This is a genomic window from Variovorax sp. P5_A3 (assembly GCF_056400665.1).
The window spans coordinates 96,476-116,467 of sequence record NZ_JBFUKW010000019.1 but is presented as its reverse complement, the minus strand read 5'-3'; the positions used below and the strand labels follow the sequence as shown (position 1 = coordinate 116,467).

18 protein-coding genes are annotated in these 19,992 nt (G+C 64.8%); 9 read left to right on the top strand and 9 right to left on the bottom strand.

Translation table 11 applies throughout. The features are described from left to right. Position 1: 1 nt before the first annotated feature. From AC1D3B_RS25155 to pncB, 5 genes are read right to left on the bottom strand one after another with little or no spacing between them, the layout of a single operon-like run. Positions 2 to 1,183: an MFS transporter gene (locus AC1D3B_RS25155; protein ID WP_478193399.1), complete on the bottom strand. Its 1,182-nt coding sequence runs from the start codon at positions 1,181 to 1,183 to the stop codon at positions 2 to 4. After that, positions 1,180 to 2,526 (bottom strand): DNA recombination protein RmuC, encoded by a 1,347-nt coding sequence (locus tag AC1D3B_RS25150; protein WP_478193398.1) that lies wholly within the window; start codon positions 2,524 to 2,526, stop codon positions 1,180 to 1,182. Before AC1D3B_RS25150 ends, AC1D3B_RS25155 begins: the two co-directional genes overlap by 4 nt. Positions 2,527 to 2,542: 16 nt before the next feature. Further along, positions 2,543 to 3,529 carry a 2-hydroxyacid dehydrogenase gene (locus AC1D3B_RS25145; RefSeq protein ID WP_478193397.1) on the bottom strand — a complete coding sequence of 329 codons (987 nt, stop codon included), beginning with the start codon at positions 3,527 to 3,529 and terminating at the stop codon, positions 2,543 to 2,545. 2 nt (positions 3,530 to 3,531) lie between these two features. Next, on the bottom strand, positions 3,532 to 4,962 hold the full coding sequence (locus tag AC1D3B_RS25140) for a sodium:proton antiporter (protein ID WP_478193396.1): 1,431 nt from the start codon (positions 4,960 to 4,962) through the stop codon (positions 3,532 to 3,534). After that, on the bottom strand, positions 4,959 to 6,176 hold the full coding sequence (gene pncB, locus AC1D3B_RS25135) for a nicotinate phosphoribosyltransferase (RefSeq protein ID WP_478193395.1): 1,218 nt from the start codon (positions 6,174 to 6,176) through the stop codon (positions 4,959 to 4,961). The genes AC1D3B_RS25140 and pncB overlap by 4 nt, the downstream gene beginning before the upstream one ends. A 183-nt stretch (positions 6,177 to 6,359) precedes the next feature. Here pncB and AC1D3B_RS25130 point away from each other — a divergent pair, with 183 nt between their 5' ends. Further along, a complete protein-coding gene (locus tag AC1D3B_RS25130; protein ID WP_478193394.1) occupies positions 6,360 to 6,593 on the top strand; it encodes a CsbD family protein in 234 nt (77 codons plus the stop codon). 46 nt (positions 6,594 to 6,639) lie between these two features. Further along, on the top strand, positions 6,640 to 7,053 hold the full coding sequence (locus AC1D3B_RS25125) for a hypothetical protein (protein ID WP_478193412.1): 414 nt from the start codon (positions 6,640 to 6,642) through the stop codon (positions 7,051 to 7,053). A gap of 59 nt (positions 7,054 to 7,112) precedes the next feature. On the opposite strand, the gene AC1D3B_RS25120 is transcribed toward AC1D3B_RS25125, so the two are convergent. Further along, the gene (locus tag AC1D3B_RS25120; protein ID WP_478193393.1) at positions 7,113 to 7,550 is read right to left on the bottom strand and encodes an acyl-CoA thioesterase; all 438 of its coding nucleotides are present in this window, start codon (positions 7,548 to 7,550) and stop codon (positions 7,113 to 7,115) included. Then, complete coding sequence (locus AC1D3B_RS25115; protein WP_478193392.1) at positions 7,547 to 8,476, bottom strand: histone deacetylase family protein; 930 nt, start codon at positions 8,474 to 8,476, stop codon at positions 7,547 to 7,549. The genes AC1D3B_RS25120 and AC1D3B_RS25115 overlap by 4 nt, the downstream gene beginning before the upstream one ends. A 181-nt stretch (positions 8,477 to 8,657) precedes the next feature. Between AC1D3B_RS25115 and AC1D3B_RS25110 the strand changes: the two genes are divergently transcribed. Continuing rightward, positions 8,658 to 9,215 (top strand): phasin family protein, encoded by a 558-nt coding sequence (locus AC1D3B_RS25110; RefSeq protein WP_478193391.1) that lies wholly within the window; start codon positions 8,658 to 8,660, stop codon positions 9,213 to 9,215. 266 nt (positions 9,216 to 9,481) lie between these two features. Next, positions 9,482 to 10,240, top strand: a complete 759-nt coding sequence (locus AC1D3B_RS25105; RefSeq protein WP_435514818.1) for a 3-hydroxyacyl-CoA dehydrogenase — start codon at positions 9,482 to 9,484, stop codon at positions 10,238 to 10,240. On the opposite strand, the gene AC1D3B_RS25100 is transcribed toward AC1D3B_RS25105, so the two are convergent. Beyond that, positions 10,188 to 11,150 (bottom strand): YihY/virulence factor BrkB family protein, encoded by a 963-nt coding sequence (locus AC1D3B_RS25100; protein ID WP_478193390.1) that lies wholly within the window; start codon positions 11,148 to 11,150, stop codon positions 10,188 to 10,190. The two genes, AC1D3B_RS25105 and AC1D3B_RS25100, sit on opposite strands and share 53 nt — an antisense overlap. Before the next feature lie 81 nt (positions 11,151 to 11,231). Between AC1D3B_RS25100 and dnaG the strand changes: the two genes are divergently transcribed. From dnaG to AC1D3B_RS25080, 4 genes are all read left to right on the top strand, one after another. Beyond that, on the top strand, positions 11,232 to 13,190 hold the full coding sequence (gene dnaG, locus AC1D3B_RS25095) for a DNA primase (protein WP_478193389.1): 1,959 nt from the start codon (positions 11,232 to 11,234) through the stop codon (positions 13,188 to 13,190). 278 nt (positions 13,191 to 13,468) lie between these two features. Next, a complete protein-coding gene (gene rpoD / locus AC1D3B_RS25090) occupies positions 13,469 to 15,784 on the top strand; it encodes an RNA polymerase sigma factor RpoD (protein ID WP_478193388.1) in 2,316 nt (771 codons plus the stop codon). 91 nt (positions 15,785 to 15,875) lie between these two features. After that, positions 15,876 to 17,114 carry a multidrug effflux MFS transporter gene (locus AC1D3B_RS25085; RefSeq protein WP_478193387.1) on the top strand — a complete coding sequence of 413 codons (1,239 nt, stop codon included), beginning with the start codon at positions 15,876 to 15,878 and terminating at the stop codon, positions 17,112 to 17,114. Positions 17,115 to 17,119: 5 nt separating this feature from the next. After that, complete coding sequence (locus AC1D3B_RS25080) at positions 17,120 to 18,253, top strand: HPP family protein (RefSeq protein WP_478193386.1); 1,134 nt, start codon at positions 17,120 to 17,122, stop codon at positions 18,251 to 18,253. Here AC1D3B_RS25080 and AC1D3B_RS25075 read toward each other — a convergent pair. Beyond that, the gene (locus AC1D3B_RS25075; RefSeq protein WP_478193385.1) at positions 18,198 to 19,172 is read right to left on the bottom strand and encodes a LysR family transcriptional regulator; all 975 of its coding nucleotides are present in this window, start codon (positions 19,170 to 19,172) and stop codon (positions 18,198 to 18,200) included. The two genes, AC1D3B_RS25080 and AC1D3B_RS25075, sit on opposite strands and share 56 nt — an antisense overlap. Positions 19,173 to 19,281: 109 nt before the next feature. Between AC1D3B_RS25075 and AC1D3B_RS25070 the strand changes: the two genes are divergently transcribed. Continuing rightward, positions 19,282 to 19,899 carry an NAD(P)-dependent oxidoreductase gene (locus AC1D3B_RS25070; RefSeq protein WP_478193384.1) on the top strand — a complete coding sequence of 206 codons (618 nt, stop codon included), beginning with the start codon at positions 19,282 to 19,284 and terminating at the stop codon, positions 19,897 to 19,899. The last annotated feature ends 93 nt before the right edge of the window (positions 19,900 to 19,992 follow it).

The following is a 19,992-nucleotide window of genomic DNA, read 5'->3' as shown; positions in this document are numbered from 1 at the left end:
CTTATTCTTGGGGGTCGGTGCGGGGGGCTTGGAGGCCCCAGACCGAGCGGGTGCCTAGCGCCACTACACCGCCGACGATCCAGAAGACGCCCGCTACGCCTATCAGCGCGCCGGCCGCGCCGAAGAGCATCGGCATGGCGACGCTGGAGGCGTTGAGCGTCATCACGCGCAGGCCGAGTGCCTCGCCATGCCGTGCGTGCGGCGTGATCTGGTGCAGCATGCTCATCACCATCGGCTGCACCGCGCCGAGCGCCACGCCCAGCAGCACCGAGCAGACGCCCATGCCGAACGCGGAGCCCATCAGCGGGTAGGCCGCGAACACCAGTGCGGTGATCACGTTGGAAGCGGTGATCACGACACGTTCGCTGAAGCGCGAAGCCACCAGCGGCAGGACGACGCGGATGCCAGCCGCCGCCACGGCGAAGGCGCCGAGGATGGTGCCGATCATCGAAGCGCTCAGGCCGCGCTCGTGGCCGAGGATCGGCAGCACGAAGGTGTGGACATCCCACGAAGCGGACTGGAGCCAGTTCACGAACAGCAGCCGCCTGAACATCGGCTCGCTCAGCAAATCCCAGGCGCGTGGCTTGGGTGCGCCGGGGGGCAGGCGAACCGGTGGCAACTCGGCCGTACCGCGCGCCAGCAGCCAGCACGCAATCGGTAGCATCGCCAGCAACGCGAAAGCCACCCGATAACCGAGCAGGTCGCCCGGCGTGGGGCCGGCATGGTCGATCAGCAGGCCCGTGACGAAAGGCCCGACGAAATTGGCGGCCGCCGGCGCGATCGCCAGCCAGCTGAAGACCTGCTTGAGCTGCGTCGGGTTGCTCGCCGCGCGGCCGACATGGCGTTGCAAGGCGATCACGGCGATCCCGGTGGCGCCGCCCGTCAGCAAGGCCGCGATGCAAAGCACCGGGAACACGGGCAGTACCGCGGCCATTGCGGCACCAGTGGAAGCGGAAACGACGGCAATCGTCAAGGGACGCCGCAGGCCGTGCCGATCCGCGAACCGCCCGGCCGGAAGGGCGAGGAAGACCTGCGTCAAGGCGAACAGCGCCAGCAACACGCCGACCGCGGCCGCGCTGTAGCCTTCACGCAGCGCCAGCAGCGGAGCCGCCAGCCGGGTGCCCGTCATCGCTGCATGCAGGCAGACCTGCGCGAGGATCAGGCGAAGGAGGCCGGCATTCACGTCGGGCTGTCGTCCTCGCTGTCTGCGGGCGGGAGCAGCGCCTGCGACTGCGCCTCGGGCAACGCCTCCACCTTGCGCAGCGCGAGGCGCATCTGCTTGGCGCGGGTGTCCGCCTTGTCGAGCGTGTCGGAAGCCTTGGCAACCTGCTCCTTGATCCGCGAAACCCATTCGCCGTAGCGCTCGAACTCGGTCTTGACCGCGCCAAGCACCTTCCAAACTTCGGAAGCCTGCTGCTCCAGCGCCAGCGTCCGAAAGCCCATGTGCAGGCTGTTGAGCATCGCCAACAGCGTGGTCGGCCCGGCGAGCGTCACGCGGTGCTGCCGCTGGATCGCGTCCATCAGGCCCGGCCGGCGCAGCACCTCTGCGTAGAGACTCTCGACCGGCAGGAAGAGGATCGCGAAGTCCGTGGTGTGCGGCGCGGCGAGGTAGTTCTCGGCGATCGACCTCGCTTCGGTGCGGATGCGGGTTTCCAGCGCCTTGGCCGCGAGCTCCGCGGCGCCGGGATCGGCCCGCTCGTGCGCATCGAGCAGGCGCTCGTAGTCATCGCGCGGGAATTTGGCATCGATCGGCAACCAGACCGGCGCGCCGTCGCCGCCACGACCCGGGAAGCGGATCGCGAAGTCCACGCGCTGGCCGCTGCGCGGCTTGGTCTCGACCTGCTTGGCGTACTGGTCGGTCGTCAGCACCTGTTCGAGAAGCGCTTCGAGTTGCACTTCGCCAAACACGCCGCGGGTCTTCACATTGGTCAGCACGCGCTGCAAGCTGCCCACGCCGACGGCCAGCGTCTGCATTTCACCGAGTCCCTTGTGGACCTGCTCGAGCCGGTCCGCGACCTGCTTGAAACTCTCGCCCAACCGGGCTTCGAGCGTGCTCTGCAACTTCTCGTCGACCGTCTTGCGCATCTCGTCCAGCTTGGCGCTGTTGTTCTGCTGGAGCTGCGAGAGCTGGGTTTCCATCGTGGCGCGCACTTCTGCGAGCCGGCGAGCATTGGATTCGCTCAACCCTTGGAGCTGGGTGTTGAGCGTGTCGGCCAACGTCTTCTGCAACAGCGTGAGCTGCTGCGCGAAGGCGTCGATCTGCGCGTTCTGCGTGCGCGTCGACTCCGCCCCCTGCTGGGTCAGCGCCTGCTGGAAGGTGGCAAAGGCCTGCGCGGTTTCCTGCCGCGCGCCGCGGGAGGATTCGCCGATCTCGTGGCGCAACTCGCGCTCGATGCGCTCGTTGCCCGCTCCCAGCGTCGCGACCAGCGCCGAATGGTCGGGCGCTGGCTGCTTTCGCAGCAACAGCCAAAGGATGAGGATGAAATTCAGGGCGGCAAGGGCCAGCAGGATCCAGGTTTCGGTCACGGGAATGGTTGTCTTCTTACTTGGCCGCAATGACTGCGGGATTGAGCGGCGTGACCGGCTTCCGGTTCACCAGGTAGCCGATGAGATTGTCGACCGCCAGGTCGGCCATCGCGCGCCGCGTCGGCACGGTGGCGCTCGCGATGTGCGGCGTGAGGACGACGTTGGGTACGGCAAGCAGATCGGGATGCACCTTCGGTTCGCCCTCGAACACGTCGAGGCCGGCCGCCGCAATGCGTTTGTCACGCAGCGCCATTGCCAGCGCCGCATCGTCGACGATCCCGCCACGCGCGATGTTGATGAGCGTGGCGGTAGGCTTCATCAGCGCCAGTTCGGCCGCGCCGATGGTGTGATGCGATGCCGGCGTGTAAGGCACCACGAGCACGACGTGATCGGCCGTCTTCAGGAGTTCTTCCTTGCTGGCATAGCTGGCCTTGCATTCCGCCTCGAGCCTCGCGTCGAGCCGTGAGCGGTTGTGATAGATCACCTTCATCCCGAAGCCGTGCGCGCCGCGCTTCGCAATGCCCTGCCCGATCCTGCCCATGCCGATGATGCCGAGCGTGGCGCCGTGGATGTCGGAGCCGGAGAACATGTCGTAGCTCCACTTTTCCCACTTGCCCGCGCGCAGGAAATGCTCGCTCTCCGCGATGCGGCGAGCCGTTGCCATGAGCAGCGCGAAGCCGAAGTCCGCCGTGGTTTCGGTCAGCACATCCGGCGCATTAGTGCCCAGGACGCCGTGCGCCGTCATCGCGTCGATGTCGAAATTGTTGTACCCGACGGCCATGTTGGCGCAGATCTTGAGATCGGGGCAGGCATCGAGCACCTCGGCGTCGATGCGCTCGCTGCCGGTGGTGAACGCGCCCTGCTTCCCCTGGAGCTTTTCGATCAGCGTGGCCTTGCTCCAGGTCTCGTCGTTCGGGTTGGACTCGACCTCGAAGTGTTCCTCGAGCCGGGCAATGGTCTCGGGAAAGATCGAACGGGCCACGAGGATCTTGGGTTTGCTCATGATCAGCGGAAGAAGATGAAGGTGGCAATGATGAAGAGCGGCACCAGGATGACGCCCGACCACAGCATGTAGCCGAAGAAGGTCGGCATCCGCACCCCGCGGCTTTCAGCGATGGCCTTGACCATCAGGTTGGGCGCGTTCCCGATGTAGGTGTTCGCGCCCATGAACACGGCGCCGGCCGAGATCGCCGCCAGCGTCGCCGCGTAGGTGGTCATCAGCGCCTGCGGATCGCCGCCGGCGGTGTTGAAGAACACCAGGTAGGTCGGTGCATTGTCCAGGAAGGAACTCAGGATCCCGGTGGCCCAGAAATACATGGCGGGATCAGGCTGGCCATCGGGACGCGTCACGGCCGAGACAACGGCGCCGAACGGTCCGTTCACACCCGCCTTGAGCATGGCGATCACCGGAACGATCGTCAGGAAGATGCCGGCGAACAGCTTGGCGACCTCGATCATCGGCTCCCAGCCGAACTGGTTGGCGGCATGCACCTTGGGCGATGTGATCTTGAGCGAGATGAGCGTGATCACGACCAGCGCCACATCGCGCACGACGCCCGGAAGACCGACGTAGGTGCCGAAGACGTCGAAGGCCACCGGCGACTTCCAGATACCGCTCAGCAGCACGAAGAAGAGGACACCCGCCAGCAGCAGGAAATTGATCGCCCCATCGAAGCCGATCGATTCCGTATCGGGCGTCGGATCGAAGGGCAGCACGCCTTCGTTGCGAAAGTAGAAGCTGTCGAGCGCGAAGAAGATGACCAGGAGTGCGCCGACGACGAACAGGGTGTCGGGAAAGATGTTCCTCGCGGTCCAGAAGAACTCGACGCCCTTCAGGAAGCCCAGGAAAAGCGGCGGATCGCCCAGCGGCGTCAGCGACCCGCCCACGTTCGACACGATGAAGATGAAGAACACGACCACGTGAACCTTGTGCTTGCGGTCGTCGTTCGCGCGGATCAGCGGCCGGATGAGGAGCATCGACGCACCCGTCGTGCCCATGATGCTGGCGAGCACGGCGCCGATCGCCAGGATCGCCGTGTTGAGCTTCGGCGATCCGCGCAGATTGCCGCGAATGTGGATGCCGCCTGCCACGGCGAAAAGCGCCCCGAGCAGGATGATGAACGGGATGTATTCGGCCAGCAGTGCGTGCACCAGTTGGGCGCCCCCCAGCGGGAAGCCGTAGACCGCCGCAAAGGGCAGCAGGAAGGCCAGCGCCCAGGCCGCCGTCACCTTGCCATAGTGGTGATGCCAGAAAGACGATGCCAGGAGCGGCATCAACGCGATCGACAGCAGGAGGCCCGCGAACGGCACGCCCCACAGCGGCGAGAGTTGGCTACCGTCGACATCGGCCGCAAAGGCCATGGCCGGCGCCATCGTCAGCAGCACGGCGGCCGCGAGCAAGCGCGAGGCGCTCTTCAGGGAGGGAGGGGTCGTCATGCGGCAGGCTGCGCGATCTCGAACACCTGGCGCAGGTAAGCCAGATACCTTTCGTCTTCACACATGTTCTTGGAAGGGGTGTCCGACAGCTTGGCCACCGGCTGGTCGTTGCAACGGATCATCTTGATCACGATCTGCAGCGGCTCGTAGCCCAGGTCATTGGTGAGGTTGGTGCCGATGCCGAAGGCCAGTTGGCATCGGCCGCGGAACTGCTGGTAGAGCTCGATGGTCTTGGGCACCGTCAGGCCGTCGCTGAAGATCAGTGTCTTGGTGCGCGGGTCGACGCGATTGGCAATGTAGTGGGCCAGCATGCGCTCGCCCCACTGGAAGGGGTCGCCGCTGTCGTGCCGCGCGCCGTCGAACAGCTTGCAGAAATACAGGTCGAAGTCGCGCAGGAAGGCCGTCATGCCGTAGACATCCGACAGTGCAATTCCCAGGTCGCCGCGGTACTCCCGTGCCCACGACTCGAAGCCGAAGATCTGGCTGTCGCGCAGCCGCGGCCCGAGCGCCTGGCAGGCCTGCAGATACTCGTGCGCCATGGTGCCCAGCGGGATCAGGCCGAGCTTCATGGCGTACAGCACGTTGCTCGTCCCCGCCAATTGCGGCAGCTTCGCCAGGGCATTCGGCTGATGGGGCGCAGTCACGGCGCCCAGCCGCGATGCCAGCGTACGCAGCACCTCTTCGTGCCAGTCCTTCGAGAAGCGGCGGCGCGTGCCGTAGTCGGCGATCTTGAGATCCGCCAGGCCTTCGTCCTGCAGTTGCGCGATCTTGGTGTCGAGCCTCCGGCGGCCCTCGGCGATGTCCGGCCGGGGCTGGGTATTGCGGAAGTACACCTCGTTGACGATCGCCAGCACCGGGATCTCGAACAGAATGGTGTGAAGCCAAGGCCCCTCGATGCGGATCTCGAGTTCGCCGGAAGCCTTCGGGATGATGTTGATGTACTTCTCGTTGAGCCGGAACAGGCCGAGGAAGTCTACGAAATCGCTTTTGATGAAGCGCATCGTGCGCAGGTAGCTCAGCTCGGCATCCTTGAACTGCACGGAGCAGAGGTGGCGCACCTCGTCTCGAATCTGGCCGGCGAACTGCGCCAGGTCGATGCCGGGATTGCGGCACTTGAAGCGGTACTCCACGCGCGCGCCCGGAAAGTGATGCAGGACCACCTGCATCATCGTGAACTTGTAGAGGTCGGTGTCGAGCAGGCTGTGGATGATCATGGTGCGGGACGCTGTCTCCGGGTTCGATGTGCGTTCGATTATCACGGGCCGCGTCGGCATGTGCCTACGACCCGTTCCCTGAGCGTCCTACCGGTGTACCGATGGCTTGACGCAACAGTGTCTTCACGCCGGCCAGCACACGTTTCAGGCCGGCGACGAAACCTGATCGGAAGGAGATACGTCATGAACAAGGACACCGTCGAAGGGAACTGGAAACAGCTCAAGGGAAAGATCAAGGAGCAGTGGGGCAAGCTCACCGACGATGACTTCGATGTCATCGCCGGCAAGCGTGACCAACTCCTCGGCCGCATCCAGGAACGCCACGGCATCAGCCGCGACGAGGCCGAAAAACAGGTGGCCGACTGGGAATCCCGTGATGGCCGCACCCCTGCCGCCATCTGGATGGAACGGGTCTGATCCCTTCCATTCAACAACCGATTTCACAACTCTAGAGGTAACTGCCATGAAAAAACATCTGCTCATGATCGCCATTGCATCCACGTGTCTGATCGCCGGTCAGGCCGCCAGCGCAATGACCTCGGACGAATACAAGGTCGCGAAGGAAAAGATCGAAGCCGACTACAAGGTCGACAAGGCGAAGTGCGACACGTTGAAGGACAACGCGAAGGATGTTTGCGACAAGGAAGCCAAGGGCAAGGAAAACGTTGCCAAGGCCGAACTGGAACAGCAATACAAGCCCAGTGAAAGCCACGCTCGCAACGTCAAGGAAGAACAGGTGAAGGCCGCCTATTCGGTCGCGAAGGAAAAGTGCGACGACCTGAAGGGCGATGCCAAGAGCGCCTGCGAGAAGCAAGCCAAGGCTGACGAAGCCAAAGGCATGGCCGACGTGAAGGCCATGAAGACCAGCTCCCGCTGACGAACTCGAACTCACCAACGAAAAACGGCGTCCTGGGACGCCGTTTTTCTTGTGGGCGATCAGATCCTGAGCTCGTCCACCACGGCTTGCAACGCTTGTGGCAGCTTGACGGGCCGCTGACTCGCCCGGTCGACGTACACGTGGATGAAATGCCCTTGAGCGGCGGCCGTTTCTGCCCCTTGCGCAAACAGTCCGATCTCGTAGCGCACACTGGAACTGCCCGCGTGCGCCACCCGTATCCCTGCTTCCACTGTCTGCGGAAAGGCCAGCGGAGAAAAGTAGTTGCATTGGGTCTCCACGACAAAACCGACCGTGGTGCCGTGATGAATGTCCAGCGCGCCCCGCTCGATCAACAGCGCATTGACGGCGGTGTCGAACCAGCCGTAGTAGACGACGTTGTTGACGTGCCCGTACATGTCGTTGTCGGCCCACCGCGTGGGGATGCTGCGAAAGGCGCGGTAGCTGCTGCGGAGTTCGGGGGAAGGTCGGGCGCTCATGGCGCGGCATTTTGCCAGCGCCGCCAGTATTCGAAGGCGACCTTGAAGGTGCCGAGTTGCACCTGAACCGTCTCCGCGATGTCGCTGGCATAGCCGCCGGCCATTGCGAAGGCCAGCGGAATGCGTCGCTGCCACGCGAAATCGAAGACGCGCCGGTCGCGAGCCTCCAGGCCGTCGAAACTCAACTTGAGTCGCCCCAGGCGGTCGCGTTCGAAGGGATCCGCACCGGCAAGATAGATCACCAGGCCCGGCTTGAACCGTCGGTCCAGCTCATCCAGCGCGAGCTCCAAGGCCGCAAGGTACTCGTCGTCGCGACAGCCGTCAGGCAATTCGACATCGAGATCGCTCGCTTCCTTTCGGAAGGGAAAGTTCTTCTGACCGTGCATCGACAGGGTGAACACGCTGGGATCGTCGCGAAAGATGCTGGCGGTGCCGTTGCCCTGGTGCACGTCCAGATCAATGACGGCGACGCGCAACGCGGTTTTCCCTCGCCGGCCGTGCTCGGCCTGCATGAGCCTTGCCGCCACCGCCGAATCGTTGAAGACGCAGAAGCCGCCACCCTTCCCCGCGCTCGCATGGTGCGTCCCGCCGGCCATGTTGGCGGAGACCCCTTCGGTCAAGGCGGTCCGGCAGGCGGCGATGGTCGCCCCGGTCGACCGGCGAGAGCGCTCGACCATGGCTTCGCTCCACGGGAAGCCGATCTCGCGCATCGCCTCGGCACTGACGCTCCCGTCGCTGATCGACGCGATCCATTGCGGGGTGTGCGCCAGCGCCAATTCGCCATCAGTGGCGCGCGGCGCTTCGAACATCCGGACCCGGGGAAGGTGCCCTTCGAGCTGTTCGCGCAACAGCGCATACCGGCTCATCGGAAATCGATGGCCTGCGGGCAGCGGCAAGACGAACTGGCCTGAATAAAACGCACGCATCGGGGACATTGGACCCGAATTAGAAAGCGGCTTCTAAATTGCTGCGATGCAGCAGAAAAGCCTTGTTCCCAAAGCGAAGCTGCCTATACTTGAGCCCATGCTGCACTGCAACAAGAGTTCAGGTCAGCTTACCGAGAATTCGCCTCAATTCCCTTACTTATTTGTTTAACTGGAGCACTACATGGCCCTCACCGCTGACCAAATCATCTCTGCTCAAAAAGCCAGCCTGGAAACCCTTTTCGGCCTGACCACCAAGGCTTTCGAAGGCGTCGAGAAGATCGTCGAGCTCAACGTGACCGCCTCCAAGGCAGCACTGACCGAAGCCGCCGGCACGACGCAAGCCCTGCTGAGCGTCAAGGATGCGCAAGAGTTGCTCGCCCTGCAAGCCAGCCTGTATCAGCCCCTGGCTGAAAAGACCGCTGCCTACAGCCGTCACCTGTACGACATCGCCCAAGGCACCAGCGCCGAATTCACCAAGGCTTTCGAAGTCAAGGCCGCTGAAGCCCAGCAAGCCTTCGTCGGCCTGGTCGACAGCGCCGCCAAGAACGCACCCGCCGGTTCGGAAACCGCCGTTGCCGTGATGAAGAGCGCCGTGGCTGCTGCCAACAACGCTTTCGAATCGGTGCAAAAGGCTGTCAAGCAAGCTTCCGACGTCGCCGAAGCCAACTTCCAGGCTGTGCAGACCACGGCTGTGAACGCAGCCAAGAGCACCGCTCAAACCGCTACGCGCAAGCGCTGATCTTCCAAGCCCGCACGACAGCGGGCGAGATTGTCTCCTTGGGTCCTTCGGGATCCAATTCAGGGGCCCCATCCTTTGGATGGGGCCTTTTTTTATGCTCGCCCCCAGGCTTGCCCACTTCGTGTGGCCGCCTACCCCCTGACCGGGGGCAACACCGGTGGACCGGCGGAGCCGGATCCACGGTGTTTCTGGAAGGGGCCTGGCTTCGCCGGCCACTGGTCGAAGGCGGGAATAATCTCGTACTCATATCGTTCAGGAGATTTCTTATGCAGATCGACGGCAAGGTTTTCATCGTCACAGGCGGCGCTTCGGGGCTGGGTGAGGGTACGGCGCGGATGCTGGCGGCGAACGGCGGCAAGGTCGTCATCGCGGACATGCAGGCGGACAAAGGCGAGGCGGTTGCCAAGGAAATTGGTGGCGTTTTCGTCAAGTGCGACGTCAGCCAGGAGGCGGACGGGCAGGCGGCCGTGGCTGCTGCGCAGAAACTGGGCAAGTTGATGGGGTTGGTCAACTGCGCGGGGATCGCGCCGGCCGAGAAGACGGTGGGCAAGACGGGTCCGCATGCGCTGGCGGTGTTCAGCAAGACGGTCACGGTCAATCTGATCGGCAGCTTCAACATGATTCGCCTTGCGGCCGATGCGATGAGCAAGAACGAGCCCGAGTCGACCGGCGAGCGCGGCGTGCTGATCTCGACCGCCTCGGTGGCGGCGTATGACGGGCAGATCGGCCAGGCGGCCTACAGCGCTTCCAAGGGCGGCGTCGTCGGCATGACACTGCCGATCGCGCGTGACCTGGCACGCAACGGCATCCGCAACATGACGATCGCGCCCGGCATCTTCGGTACGCCGATGCTGTTCGGCATGCCCCAGGAGGTGCAGGATGCGCTGGCCGCGAGCGTGCCCTTCCCTTCGCGCCTCGGAACGCCGGAGGACTACGCCAAGCTCGCCAGGCACATCATCGAAAACGACATGCTCAACGGCGAGGTGATCCGACTCGACGGCGCGATCCGGCTGGCGCCGCGCTGACGCTTCCGAGTGCGCCCTCGGTGTCATCGAGCGGCGTCACCAAGCCCGTTCGCTCGAGGCGCTCGTATTGGGCGATCACCTGGGCGCCGAAAAGCACCAGCGTGGCGGCAATCTCCAGGCTGAGCAGCACGACGATTGCCGTCGTCAACGAACCGTAGACGACGTTCACCTGCGACAACGTCGCGAAGTAGAGCACCAGTACCCGGCGCGTGACCTCCCACAGCAGCGCCGCGGTCACCCCGCCCAGCAAGGCATGCCGCAGGCGGAGCCGGCCCACCGGCATCACCAGGTAGAGCGAGGTCAGCATGAAGATCTCGCCGGCCAGGCCCAGCAGGTACAGCAGCACGCCCGATACACCCGACAGCGACCAGCTGCGGCCGAGCAGGTCGATGCTCTCCTCCCCGATCACCTGCAGCGCGCCCGAAACCAGCGTGACCAGCATCAGCCCGATGCACAGGCACAGGATGTAGATGTAGGGCATCACCACCGAGATGAGGAAATGGCGTGAATGGTCCGCCTTGCGGTGATGGAAGATCACCGCCATGGCGCTTTCGAGCACAGTGAAGGCGAGTGAGCTGAAGAAGATCATCGTGACCAGGAGCACCGGCCCCAGCACGTCGGCGTGGGTCAGAAAGTTCGACAGCTCGGCGATGATCGCGCGTGACTGGCCGGGCAGGAGCCATTCAAGATAGCGCCCGACCGCGTTCAGCAGCGCCGCCTGCTCGATGAAATGCGAGAGCCCGATCACACTCACGATCAGCAGCGGCACGATCGACAGCAGCGCGTAATAGGCGACCGCGCCCGCGAGCAGCAGGCCCTGGTTGGCCTTGAAGCCCTTCAGCGCCTGCCACATGAATCGCATCGGATGGCGCAGCAAGGGCGCTGCATGAGTGATGGTTCGGCGGATCATGCGTCGATTTTCGGGAGGCCAGTATGCCGCCGACCGGCGACGTGTTCGTGGCTTGCGTATCATTTGCCGCTCTCCGCCTACATGACCATCCCCGCTTCATTCATCCAGGAACTGATCGCACGTGCCGACGTGGTGGAAATCGTCGGCCGTTACGTTCAGCTCAAGAAGGCGGGCGCCAATTTCATGGGGCTTTGCCCATTTCATGGGGAGAAGTCACCCTCCTTCTCGGTCAGCCCGACCAAGCAGTTCTATCACTGCTTCGGCTGCGGCGTGCATGGCAACGCGATCGGATTCCTGATGGAGCATGCCGGGATGGGCTTTGTCGAAGCCGTGCACGACCTGGCAGGCCAGTACGGCATGCAGGTGCCGGAGGACGACGCGTCACCCGAGGAGCGCGCCCGCGCCGCCGGCCAGCGCCAGAAACAGGCCACGCTGTCCGAAGTGCTGGAAAAAGCGGGAGAGGCCTATCGGAAGCACCTGCGCCAGTCGCCCGGCGCGATCGGCTACCTCAAGGGACGCGGGGTTTCGGGCGAGATCGCCAAGCAGTTCGGCATCGGCTACGCGCCGGCAGGCTGGCGGACCCTGGCGAGCGTGTTTCCGGATTACGACGACCCCCTGTTGGCGGAAAGTGGCCTGGTCATCGCCGGCGAATCCGACGACAACGGGGATGGCAAGCGCTACGACCGCTTCCGCGATCGCGTGATGTTCCCGATCCGCAACGTCAAGGGCGAGTGCATCGGCTTCGGTGGACGGGTGCTGGGGGACGAAAAACCCAAATACCTCAACTCGCCCGAGACGCCGGTCTTCAGCAAGGGCCGGGAGCTCTATGGGTTGTACGAAGCGCGCGCCGCTTTCCGCGACCGCGGCTATGCCCTGGTGACCGAGGGCTATATGGACGTGGTGGCGCTCGCGCAGCTGGGCTTTCCGAATGCAGTCGCGACCCTGGGCACGGCCTGCACGCCGGAGCACGTGCAGAAGCTGTTCCGCTTCACCGAGTCCGTCGTGTTCAGCTTCGATGGCGACGCCGCCGGCCGGCGGGCCGCGCGCAAGGCGCTCGACGGCGCCCTGTCCTACGCCACGGATGTGCGCAGCATCAAGTTCCTGTTCCTGCCATCGGAGCACGATCCGGACAGCTTCATCCGCGAGTTCGGCGCCGACGCGTTCGCACGCTTCGTGAACGAGGCGACGCCGCTGAGCCGCTTCATGATCGAGGCCGCCCGCGAAGGCTGCGATCTCGGGACGGCAGAGGGTCGCGCGCACATGGCCAGCAACGCGCGGCCGCTCTGGAGCGCCCTGCCCGAGGGCGCGCTCAAACGCCAATTGCTGGGCGAGATCGCCACACTGGTCCAGCTGAGCGGCCAGGAACTGGGCGAGTTGTGGGCGCCGGCCGCGCCGCGCGCACCGGCGCCTTCCGCGCCGGCACGTTCCGACGGCGATTGGAGCGACTGGAATGACCGGAGCGAGCGCGTCGAATGGATCGACGAACTCCCTCGGCCTTCGTCTTCGACGGGGAAGCGGCGCTCGAGGTTCTCGCGGTCGCCCCCGTCGCCTCGCCCGCCGCCCGGTGGCCGGAAGCTGCCGACCAGCCGTCCCGACGTGGCGGCACGGCTCATTCTGTCGAACATGACGGAATGGGAGCGCCTCTCGCAGGAGTTGCACGCGCTGCTGTGCGACCTGCCGGGCGAACACGGCCAGCTCTTCGCCTGGCTCGACAGCCAGGCGCACGAGCACGGAATGCAGCCCTGGGCGGCACTGCGCGAAGGCCTGCGGGACACGCCCTTCGAGGCGCTCGCACTGCGCGTCATGACGGGGCCCGACGGCGGGCCCATCGGCGACGCCGAGGGCGAACAGGCGGCCGACTCGGCCCGGGAACTGCGCAACGTGCTCGACTACATGCTGGACGACCTTCTCAAGGTCCAGCAGAGCGAAGCGATCGCCGCGGTAGGGACCGATCCGCGCGCCCTGGAGCGGTACAAGGCGCTGGAAGCCCGGCGCCTGGAGTTGCGAAATCGCCTCAATCCCGGTTCAAACACTGCTTGAAAATTCAGCACCGCGCTATAATTTAAGGCTTCGCTAGACGCGAAACAGGCAAGAGCGACAGCAGCACCTCCGGGCCGACCCCATGCGCAATGCACTTCCCAACGGGAAACGGGTCAATACACCGCAAGGACTGCACACCAAATGTTCGCCCGACATCTTGCCTATTGAAGGCTCTTCGAGGACTTGTGTCCTCCTGGCCTCATTGTTTGTGCTCCTGCCTGCGCCGGGTTTGTGGCGCGTGTGATTCCGCTTGGTCCATCTTGTTGTATTGAGGTTGTATGCCCAGTTCAAAGAAGCCTGCCGTGTCCGCTGCCAAGAAGCCCGCTGCAGATCAAAAGCCGTCCAGGGCCGCCGCCCTGCCGGCAACCAAGACAGGTGCCGCCGCGTCCAAGGCGTCTGCCGCAACGAAAGTGAAAACCGTGCCCACGAAATCGACCATCGCCGAAGAAACTCTGAAACCAGCCGCCAAGAAGGTAGGCCGTCCCCCCAAGGCTGCAGGCGCCCCCGCCGCAGCCGGCGGCGCCAAGCGCGGACGCAAGCCCAAGGCCGCAAATGAGGCGCCTTCGAGCGACGTCGACCTATCCGACATCGAAGACGAACTGGTCGGCGACGAGCCCTCCGCCTCGACGACCGAGGAAAAGGTCAAGCCGCTGCGCATGAAGATCAGCAAGGCGAAGGAACGCGCCTTGATGAAGGAATTCGGCCTGGACGAAACCGTCCTGTCCGAGGAAGACCTCGCCAAGCGCCGCTCGCGCCTGAAGACCCTGATCACGCTGGGCAAGACGCGCGGCTACCTCACGCACGGCGAAATCTCCGACCACCTGCCCGACAAGCTGGTCGACGCCGAGACCATGGAAGTCGTGGTCACCATGCTCAACGACATGGGCGTGGCCGTCTACGAGCAGACCCCCGATGCGGAAACCCTGCTGCTGAACAACACCGCCCCGACCGCCACGACGGTCGAGGAAGCCGAGGAAGAAGCCGAAGCCGCCCTCTCCACCGTCGACAGCGAATTCGGCCGCACCACCGACCCTGTGCGTATGTACATGCGCGAAATGGGCACGGTCGAACTGCTGACCCGCGAAGGCGAAATCGAGATCGCCAAGCGCATCGAGGGTGGCCTGATGGCCATGATGGAAGCCATCTCCGCTTCGCCCGCGACGATCGCCGAGATCCTGCGCCTGGGCCAGGAAATCCGTGACGGCAAGGTCGTCATCTCGACCATCGTCGACGGCTTCTCGAACCCGAACGAGGCCGACGACTACGTGGCCGAAGAAGACTTCGATGAATTCGACGAGGAAGACGACGACGACGGCAAGGGCGGCTCCAAGGCGCTGACCAAGAAGCTCGAGGAACTCAAGCGCGACGCGCTGGAGCGCTTCGACCGCATCGCCGTGATGTTCGAGAAGGTCCACAAGATCTACGACAAGGAAGGCTACGGCACGCCGGCCTACCAGAAGGCGCAGCACTCGCTTTCCGAGGAGCTGATGACCATCCGCTTCACCGCCCGCACTATCGAGAAGCTGTGCGACCTGGTGCGCACGCAGGTCGACGACGTCCGCAAGAAGGAGCGCGAACTGCGCCGCATCATCGTGGACAAGTGCGGCTTCCCGCAGGAAGAGTTCATCCGCGACTTCAGCGGCTACGACAAGAACGGCAACCGCGTCGCGTCCAACCTGCTCAACCTCAAGTGGGTCGAGAAGCAGGCCGCCGCCGGCAAGCCCTGGAGCGCCGTGCTCGCGCGCAACATCCCGCCGGTGCAGGAACTCCAGCAGCGCCTCGCCGACATCCAGTCGCGCGTGGTGGTGCCGCTCGCCGAGCTCAAGGACATCAACAAGCGCATGAACGAAGGCGAATCGTCTTCGCGTGACGCCAAGAAGGAAATGATCGAGGCCAACCTGCGCCTCGTGATCTCCATCGCCAAGAAGTACACCAACCGCGGCCTGCAGTTCCTCGACCTGATCCAGGAAGGCAACATCGGCCTGATGAAGGCGGTCGACAAGTTCGAATACCGTCGCGGCTACAAATTCTCGACCTATGCGACGTGGTGGATCCGCCAGGCGATCACCCGATCGATCGCCGACCAGGCGCGCACCATCCGCATCCCGGTGCACATGATCGAGACGATCAACAAGATGAACCGCATCAGCCGCCAGCATCTGCAGGAGTTCGGCTTCGAGCCCGACGCCGGCATCCTGGCCGCGAAGATGGAGATCCCGGAAGACAAGATCCGCAAGATCATGAAGATCGCGAAAGAGCCGATCTCGATGGAAACCCCCATCGGCGACGACGACGATTCGCACCTGGGCGACTTCATCGAGGACAGCAGCAACACGGCGCCGATCGAGGCCGCGATGCAGGCTGGCCTGCGCGACGTGGTCAAGGACATCCTCGACAGCCTCACGCCGCGCGAAGCCAAGGTGCTGCGCATGCGCTTCGGCATCGAGATGTCGACCGACCACACGCTGGAAGAAGTCGGCAAGCAGTTCGACGTGACGCGTGAGCGCATCCGCCAGATCGAGGCGAAGGCGCTGCGCAAGCTGAAGCATCCGAGCCGCAGCGACAAGCTTCGCAGCTTCATCGATACCCTGTAAGCTCGCACTCGCTGCAAGCTGGAACGAAGAAGGCGCCCTCGGGCGCCCTTCTTTTTTCAGGACACCAGGAAATCGAACGGAGACACCGCGCATGAACCCCGACGCCCACAAACTCTGGCTGGCCCCGCGCTGGGCGCTGGCCGTGCTGCTGGCGGTGCTGGGCATGCTCGGTCCGTTTTCCATCGACACCTATATCCCCGCGTTCTCGGGCATCGCACGTTCGATCGGCGCCACGCCGGTCGAGATGCAGCAGACGCTCTCGGCCTACCTCTTCGGCTTCGCGTTCATGAACCTGTTCCACGGCGCGCTGTCGGACAGTTTCGGCCGCAGGCCGGTCGTGCTGTGGGGCCTGGCGGTGTTCACGATCGCCTCGCTGGGCTGCGCGCTCTCGCAGACCATCGGGCAGCTTGTCCTGTTCCGGGCGCTGCAAGGGCTTTCGACCGGTGCCGGCATCGTGGTCTCGCGCGCGGTGATCCGTGACATGTTCCCACCGGCGGAGGCTCAGAAGGTGATGAGTCAGGTCACGATCTATTTCGGCATCGCACCGGCCATCGCGCCGATCGTGGGGGGCTTCCTCTTTGTGCACCTCGGATGGCATAGCATCTTCTGGTTCCTCGTGGCGGTCGGCGTGGTGCTGTTCGCCGCCAACTACAAGTTGCTGCCCGAGACCCTGCACCTTGATCAGCGCCAGCCCTTCGAGGTGCGGCACCTCATGCGCGGCTACTGGGACCTGTGCTCGGACCCGCGCTTTCTCCTCCTCGCGCTGGCAAGCGGCGTCCCGTTCAACGGCATGTTCCTCTATGTGCTGGCCGCACCCGCCTTCCTCGGCGAACACCTCGCACTGGAGCCCACGCAGTTCTTCTGGTTCTTCCTGCTGACCATCGGCGGCATCATGGCCGGCGCATGGGCCAGCGGTCGCATGGCGGGCAAGGTCGCGCCGAAGCGGCAGATACGCGACGGCTTCGTGATCATGTTGGCGACCTCGATCGTCAACGTGGTGGCCAACGCCCTGTTCACGCCACACGCGGCTTGGGCGCTCTGGCCGCTGGCCGTGTTCGCCTTCGGCTGGGCGCTGATGGTGCCGGTGGTGACCTTGCTGGTGCTCGACCTTCACCCCGAACGTCGCGGCATGGCCTCGTCGCTGCAGGCGGTGATCGGCTCCACCGCCAACGGCATCGTGGCCGGCGTGATCGCGCCGCTGGTGATGCATTCCACATTCGCGCTGGCGGCGACGTCGATCCTCATGCTCGGCATCGGCCTGGTCGCCTGGGTCTGGCTGCACGGCCGGTGGCCCGAGATCGGACGCCTCGTAGCCGGCGAAGCGGCCTGACGACGATGCGTCTGGAGACTCTCGCAACATTCGCTCGCGCCTGGATTCCGGGTCCGACGGTCGTCGACGGACGGGAACGGCTGAGGGCCGTCGGCGGCGCAGCGCTGGGACTCCTGTTCACGGCTCTGGTCTGCCAGTTCCTGGCCGGGCCGTCGGCCAGCGGCAACTGGCTGATCGCCCCCTTGGGCGCCAGCGCGGTGCTGGTGTTCGCGCTACCGGCGAGCCCGCTCGCGCAGCCCTGGCCGGTGATCGGCGGCAACACCCTTGCGGCCCTGGTCGGCGTGGCCTGCGCCCGATGGCTGCCTGATGCGTGGTGGGTCGGCGCAGTCGCGACCGCCCTCGCCATCGGGCTCATGTTCAGTCTTCGCTGCCTGCATCCGCCGGGCGGCGCGGTCGCGTTGCTGGCCGTGCTGACACACACGCCGGAGTTTCCCTTCGCCATCTCCCCGGTGCTGACCGATTCGCTCCTGCTGGTGCTGGCCGGGGTGCTCTACAACAGCTTGACCGGTCGGCGCTATCCGCACGTGCAGATCACCCAGCGACAGGCTGCGGGCGACACGCGCTTCAGCTCTGCCGACATCGACGCCGTGCTGGCGCGCTACAACCAGGTGCTCGACATCAGCCGCGACGACCTGGAGTCCCTGATCCAGCAGACCGAGATGGAATCCTGGCACCGCCGTCTCGGCACCGTGCACTGCGTCGACATCATGTCGCGCGAACCAGTGACGGTCGAATTCGGTACCCCGCTGCAGGAGGCCTGGTCGCTGATGCACGAGCGGCGCATCAAGGCGCTTCCGGTGACCGACCGCACCCGGCGAGTGATCGGCATCGTCACCCAGGCCGACTTCTTCCGGCACATCGACCTGCAGCACCACGAGGGCCTGGGCGGCCGGTTGCGCGACTTCATCCGGGCGACGCGAACGGTGATGTCGAACAAGCCCGAGGTCGTCGGTCAGATCATGACGCGGCAGGTGCGCGTCTCGAGCGAGGACCGCCCTTTGGCCGACCTGGTACCGCTGTTCTCCGAAGGCGGCCACCACCACATCCCCATCATCGATGGCGAGCGACGGCTCGCCGGCATGATCACCCAATCCGATTTCGTGCGGGCGCTGTATCGCGCCGTTGGCCCGCAGGCCTAGATCGCTTGCCTTCGGCGGCTCCCTGGGGCCAGTACCGGCCATCGGCAAGTCGATCCACGAGGAAGTCGAGCAGCGCGCGCAACGAGGCCGGCATCTGGCGCCGTGAGCCATAGAGCCCGTAGACGCCCAGTCCCTGCGGCACGACGCCTGGAAGCAACGCAACGAGCTTTCCCTGCGCGATCGGCCCGCTCGCCGAATACACCGGCTGCATCGCAATGCCCGCGCCTTCGATGGCCGCAGCGAGCAGCACCTGCGATTCGTTCGCGCAGAGATTGCCGCTGACAGGCACGGCGACGCCTTCCCCTTCGTACTCGAAATGCCACAGGCTCTTGCCGAAGTACGAATAGGTCAGGCAGTTGTGCGTTGCCAGATCGTGGACGCTGCGCGGCGTGCCACGGGCGGCCAGGTAGGCAGGCGATGCGCAGATAACCGAAGCGCAATGGCCCAGCGGGCGCGCAATGAGGTTTGGGTCGAGGTCGTTGGTGATGCGGATCGCCAGATCGATGCGCTGTTCGACGAGATTCACCGGCCGCGCGTCGATGTGCAAGTCGATTGCGGCCAGCGGATAGCGGCGCAGGTATTCCGCCAGTGCCGAAGCCAGCACGTCCTGCGCAAGCGACTGCGCACAAGCCACTCGCAGCAGGCCTCTCGGCACGTCGGCTTCGGCGGCCGGCGCGATGGCCATGTCGGCAGCCACTTCGAGCATGCGTCGGCAGCGCGCGAGCGTTTCCTCGCCCGCCTCCGTCAGGCTCAGGCGCCGGGTCGTTCGATGAAGCAGGCGCGCACCCGCCCACTGCTCCATCTGCGCCAGATAGCGCGTGACCATGGCGCGCGACATGTCGAGCGCATCTGCCGCGCTTGTCATGCTCGCGCGCTCGGCGATGCAGACGAACACTTCGGCGGCGGCAATGCGGTCCATATTCGATCGATCTGGGCAACAAATATGTGCATGCTAAGTCCTTTTTCGATCGAATAAAGCAACATACGATCGTGCCCTCACAGCAACCGAATCCAAGGACCACCACCCCATGAGCAAGATCGTCATCCTCGGCATCACGGGCCGCGCAGGCTCGCGCATCGCGAACGAGCTGCTGCAACGCGGCCACACCGTCACAGGCATCGCCCGCAAGGTCGAAGGCGCCGAAGCGCGACCCGGCCTGTCGTTGAAAAAGGCGGATGCGACCTCCGTCGATGCGCTGGTCCCCCTGCTACGCGGCCACGATGCGGTGATCAGCGCTACCCATTTCGCGGGCGGTCCGGACGCCGCGACCCTCGTTGCAGCGGTCACGCAGGCCGGCGTGCCGCGCCTGCTGGTCGTCGGCGGCGCAGGAAGCCTCGAAGTCGCGCCCGGCAAGGCGTTGCTCGACACGCCCGAGTTCCCCGACGCCTACAAGGCCGAAGCGCAGGCCGGCGGCGTCATGCTCAAGGCGCTTCGCGCCGAGAAGGAACTTGACTGGACTTTTCTCTCGCCCTCCGCGCTATTCGCACCCGGCGAGCGCACCGGCAAGTTCCGCCTCGGCGGCGACAGCCTCCTGAGCGATGCGAACGGCAAGAGCTGGATCTCGATGGAGGACTACGCGATTGCCCTGGCAGACGAGGTCGAGGCGCCAAAGCATTCGCGCCAGCGCTTCACCGTGGGGTACTAGGGACTCCCTCAGGCTTGCCCACTTCGTGTGGCCGCCCACCCCCTCGAGGGGGCAATGCCGGCGGACCGGCGGAGCCGGATCCGCGGCATTGCC

Coding starts and splice junctions, on each gene's coding strand:
- AC1D3B_RS25100 (WP_478193390.1), bottom strand. CDS start 11,150: ATGATCCGCCGAACCATCACTCATGCAGCGCCCTTGCTGCGCCATCCG.
- AC1D3B_RS25075 (WP_478193385.1), bottom strand. CDS start 19,172: ATGGACCGCATTGCCGCCGCCGAAGTGTTCGTCTGCATCGCCGAGCGC.
- dnaG (WP_478193389.1), top strand. CDS start 11,232: ATGACCATCCCCGCTTCATTCATCCAGGAACTGATCGCACGTGCCGAC.
- rpoD (WP_478193388.1), top strand. CDS start 13,469: ATGCCCAGTTCAAAGAAGCCTGCCGTGTCCGCTGCCAAGAAGCCCGCT.
- AC1D3B_RS25140 (WP_478193396.1), bottom strand. CDS start 4,962: ATGACGACCCCTCCCTCCCTGAAGAGCGCCTCGCGCTTGCTCGCGGCC.
- AC1D3B_RS25080 (WP_478193386.1), top strand. CDS start 17,120: ATGCGTCTGGAGACTCTCGCAACATTCGCTCGCGCCTGGATTCCGGGT.
- AC1D3B_RS25070 (WP_478193384.1), top strand. CDS start 19,282: ATGAGCAAGATCGTCATCCTCGGCATCACGGGCCGCGCAGGCTCGCGC.
- AC1D3B_RS25115 (WP_478193392.1), bottom strand. CDS start 8,476: ATGCGTGCGTTTTATTCAGGCCAGTTCGTCTTGCCGCTGCCCGCAGGC.
- AC1D3B_RS25110 (WP_478193391.1), top strand. CDS start 8,658: ATGGCCCTCACCGCTGACCAAATCATCTCTGCTCAAAAAGCCAGCCTG.
- pncB (WP_478193395.1), bottom strand. CDS start 6,176: ATGATCATCCACAGCCTGCTCGACACCGACCTCTACAAGTTCACGATG.
- AC1D3B_RS25085 (WP_478193387.1), top strand. CDS start 15,876: ATGAACCCCGACGCCCACAAACTCTGGCTGGCCCCGCGCTGGGCGCTG.
- AC1D3B_RS25130 (WP_478193394.1), top strand. CDS start 6,360: ATGAACAAGGACACCGTCGAAGGGAACTGGAAACAGCTCAAGGGAAAG.
- AC1D3B_RS25105 (WP_435514818.1), top strand. CDS start 9,482: ATGCAGATCGACGGCAAGGTTTTCATCGTCACAGGCGGCGCTTCGGGG.
- AC1D3B_RS25125 (WP_478193412.1), top strand. CDS start 6,640: ATGAAAAAACATCTGCTCATGATCGCCATTGCATCCACGTGTCTGATC.
- AC1D3B_RS25120 (WP_478193393.1), bottom strand. CDS start 7,550: ATGAGCGCCCGACCTTCCCCCGAACTCCGCAGCAGCTACCGCGCCTTT.
- AC1D3B_RS25145 (WP_478193397.1), bottom strand. CDS start 3,529: ATGAGCAAACCCAAGATCCTCGTGGCCCGTTCGATCTTTCCCGAGACC.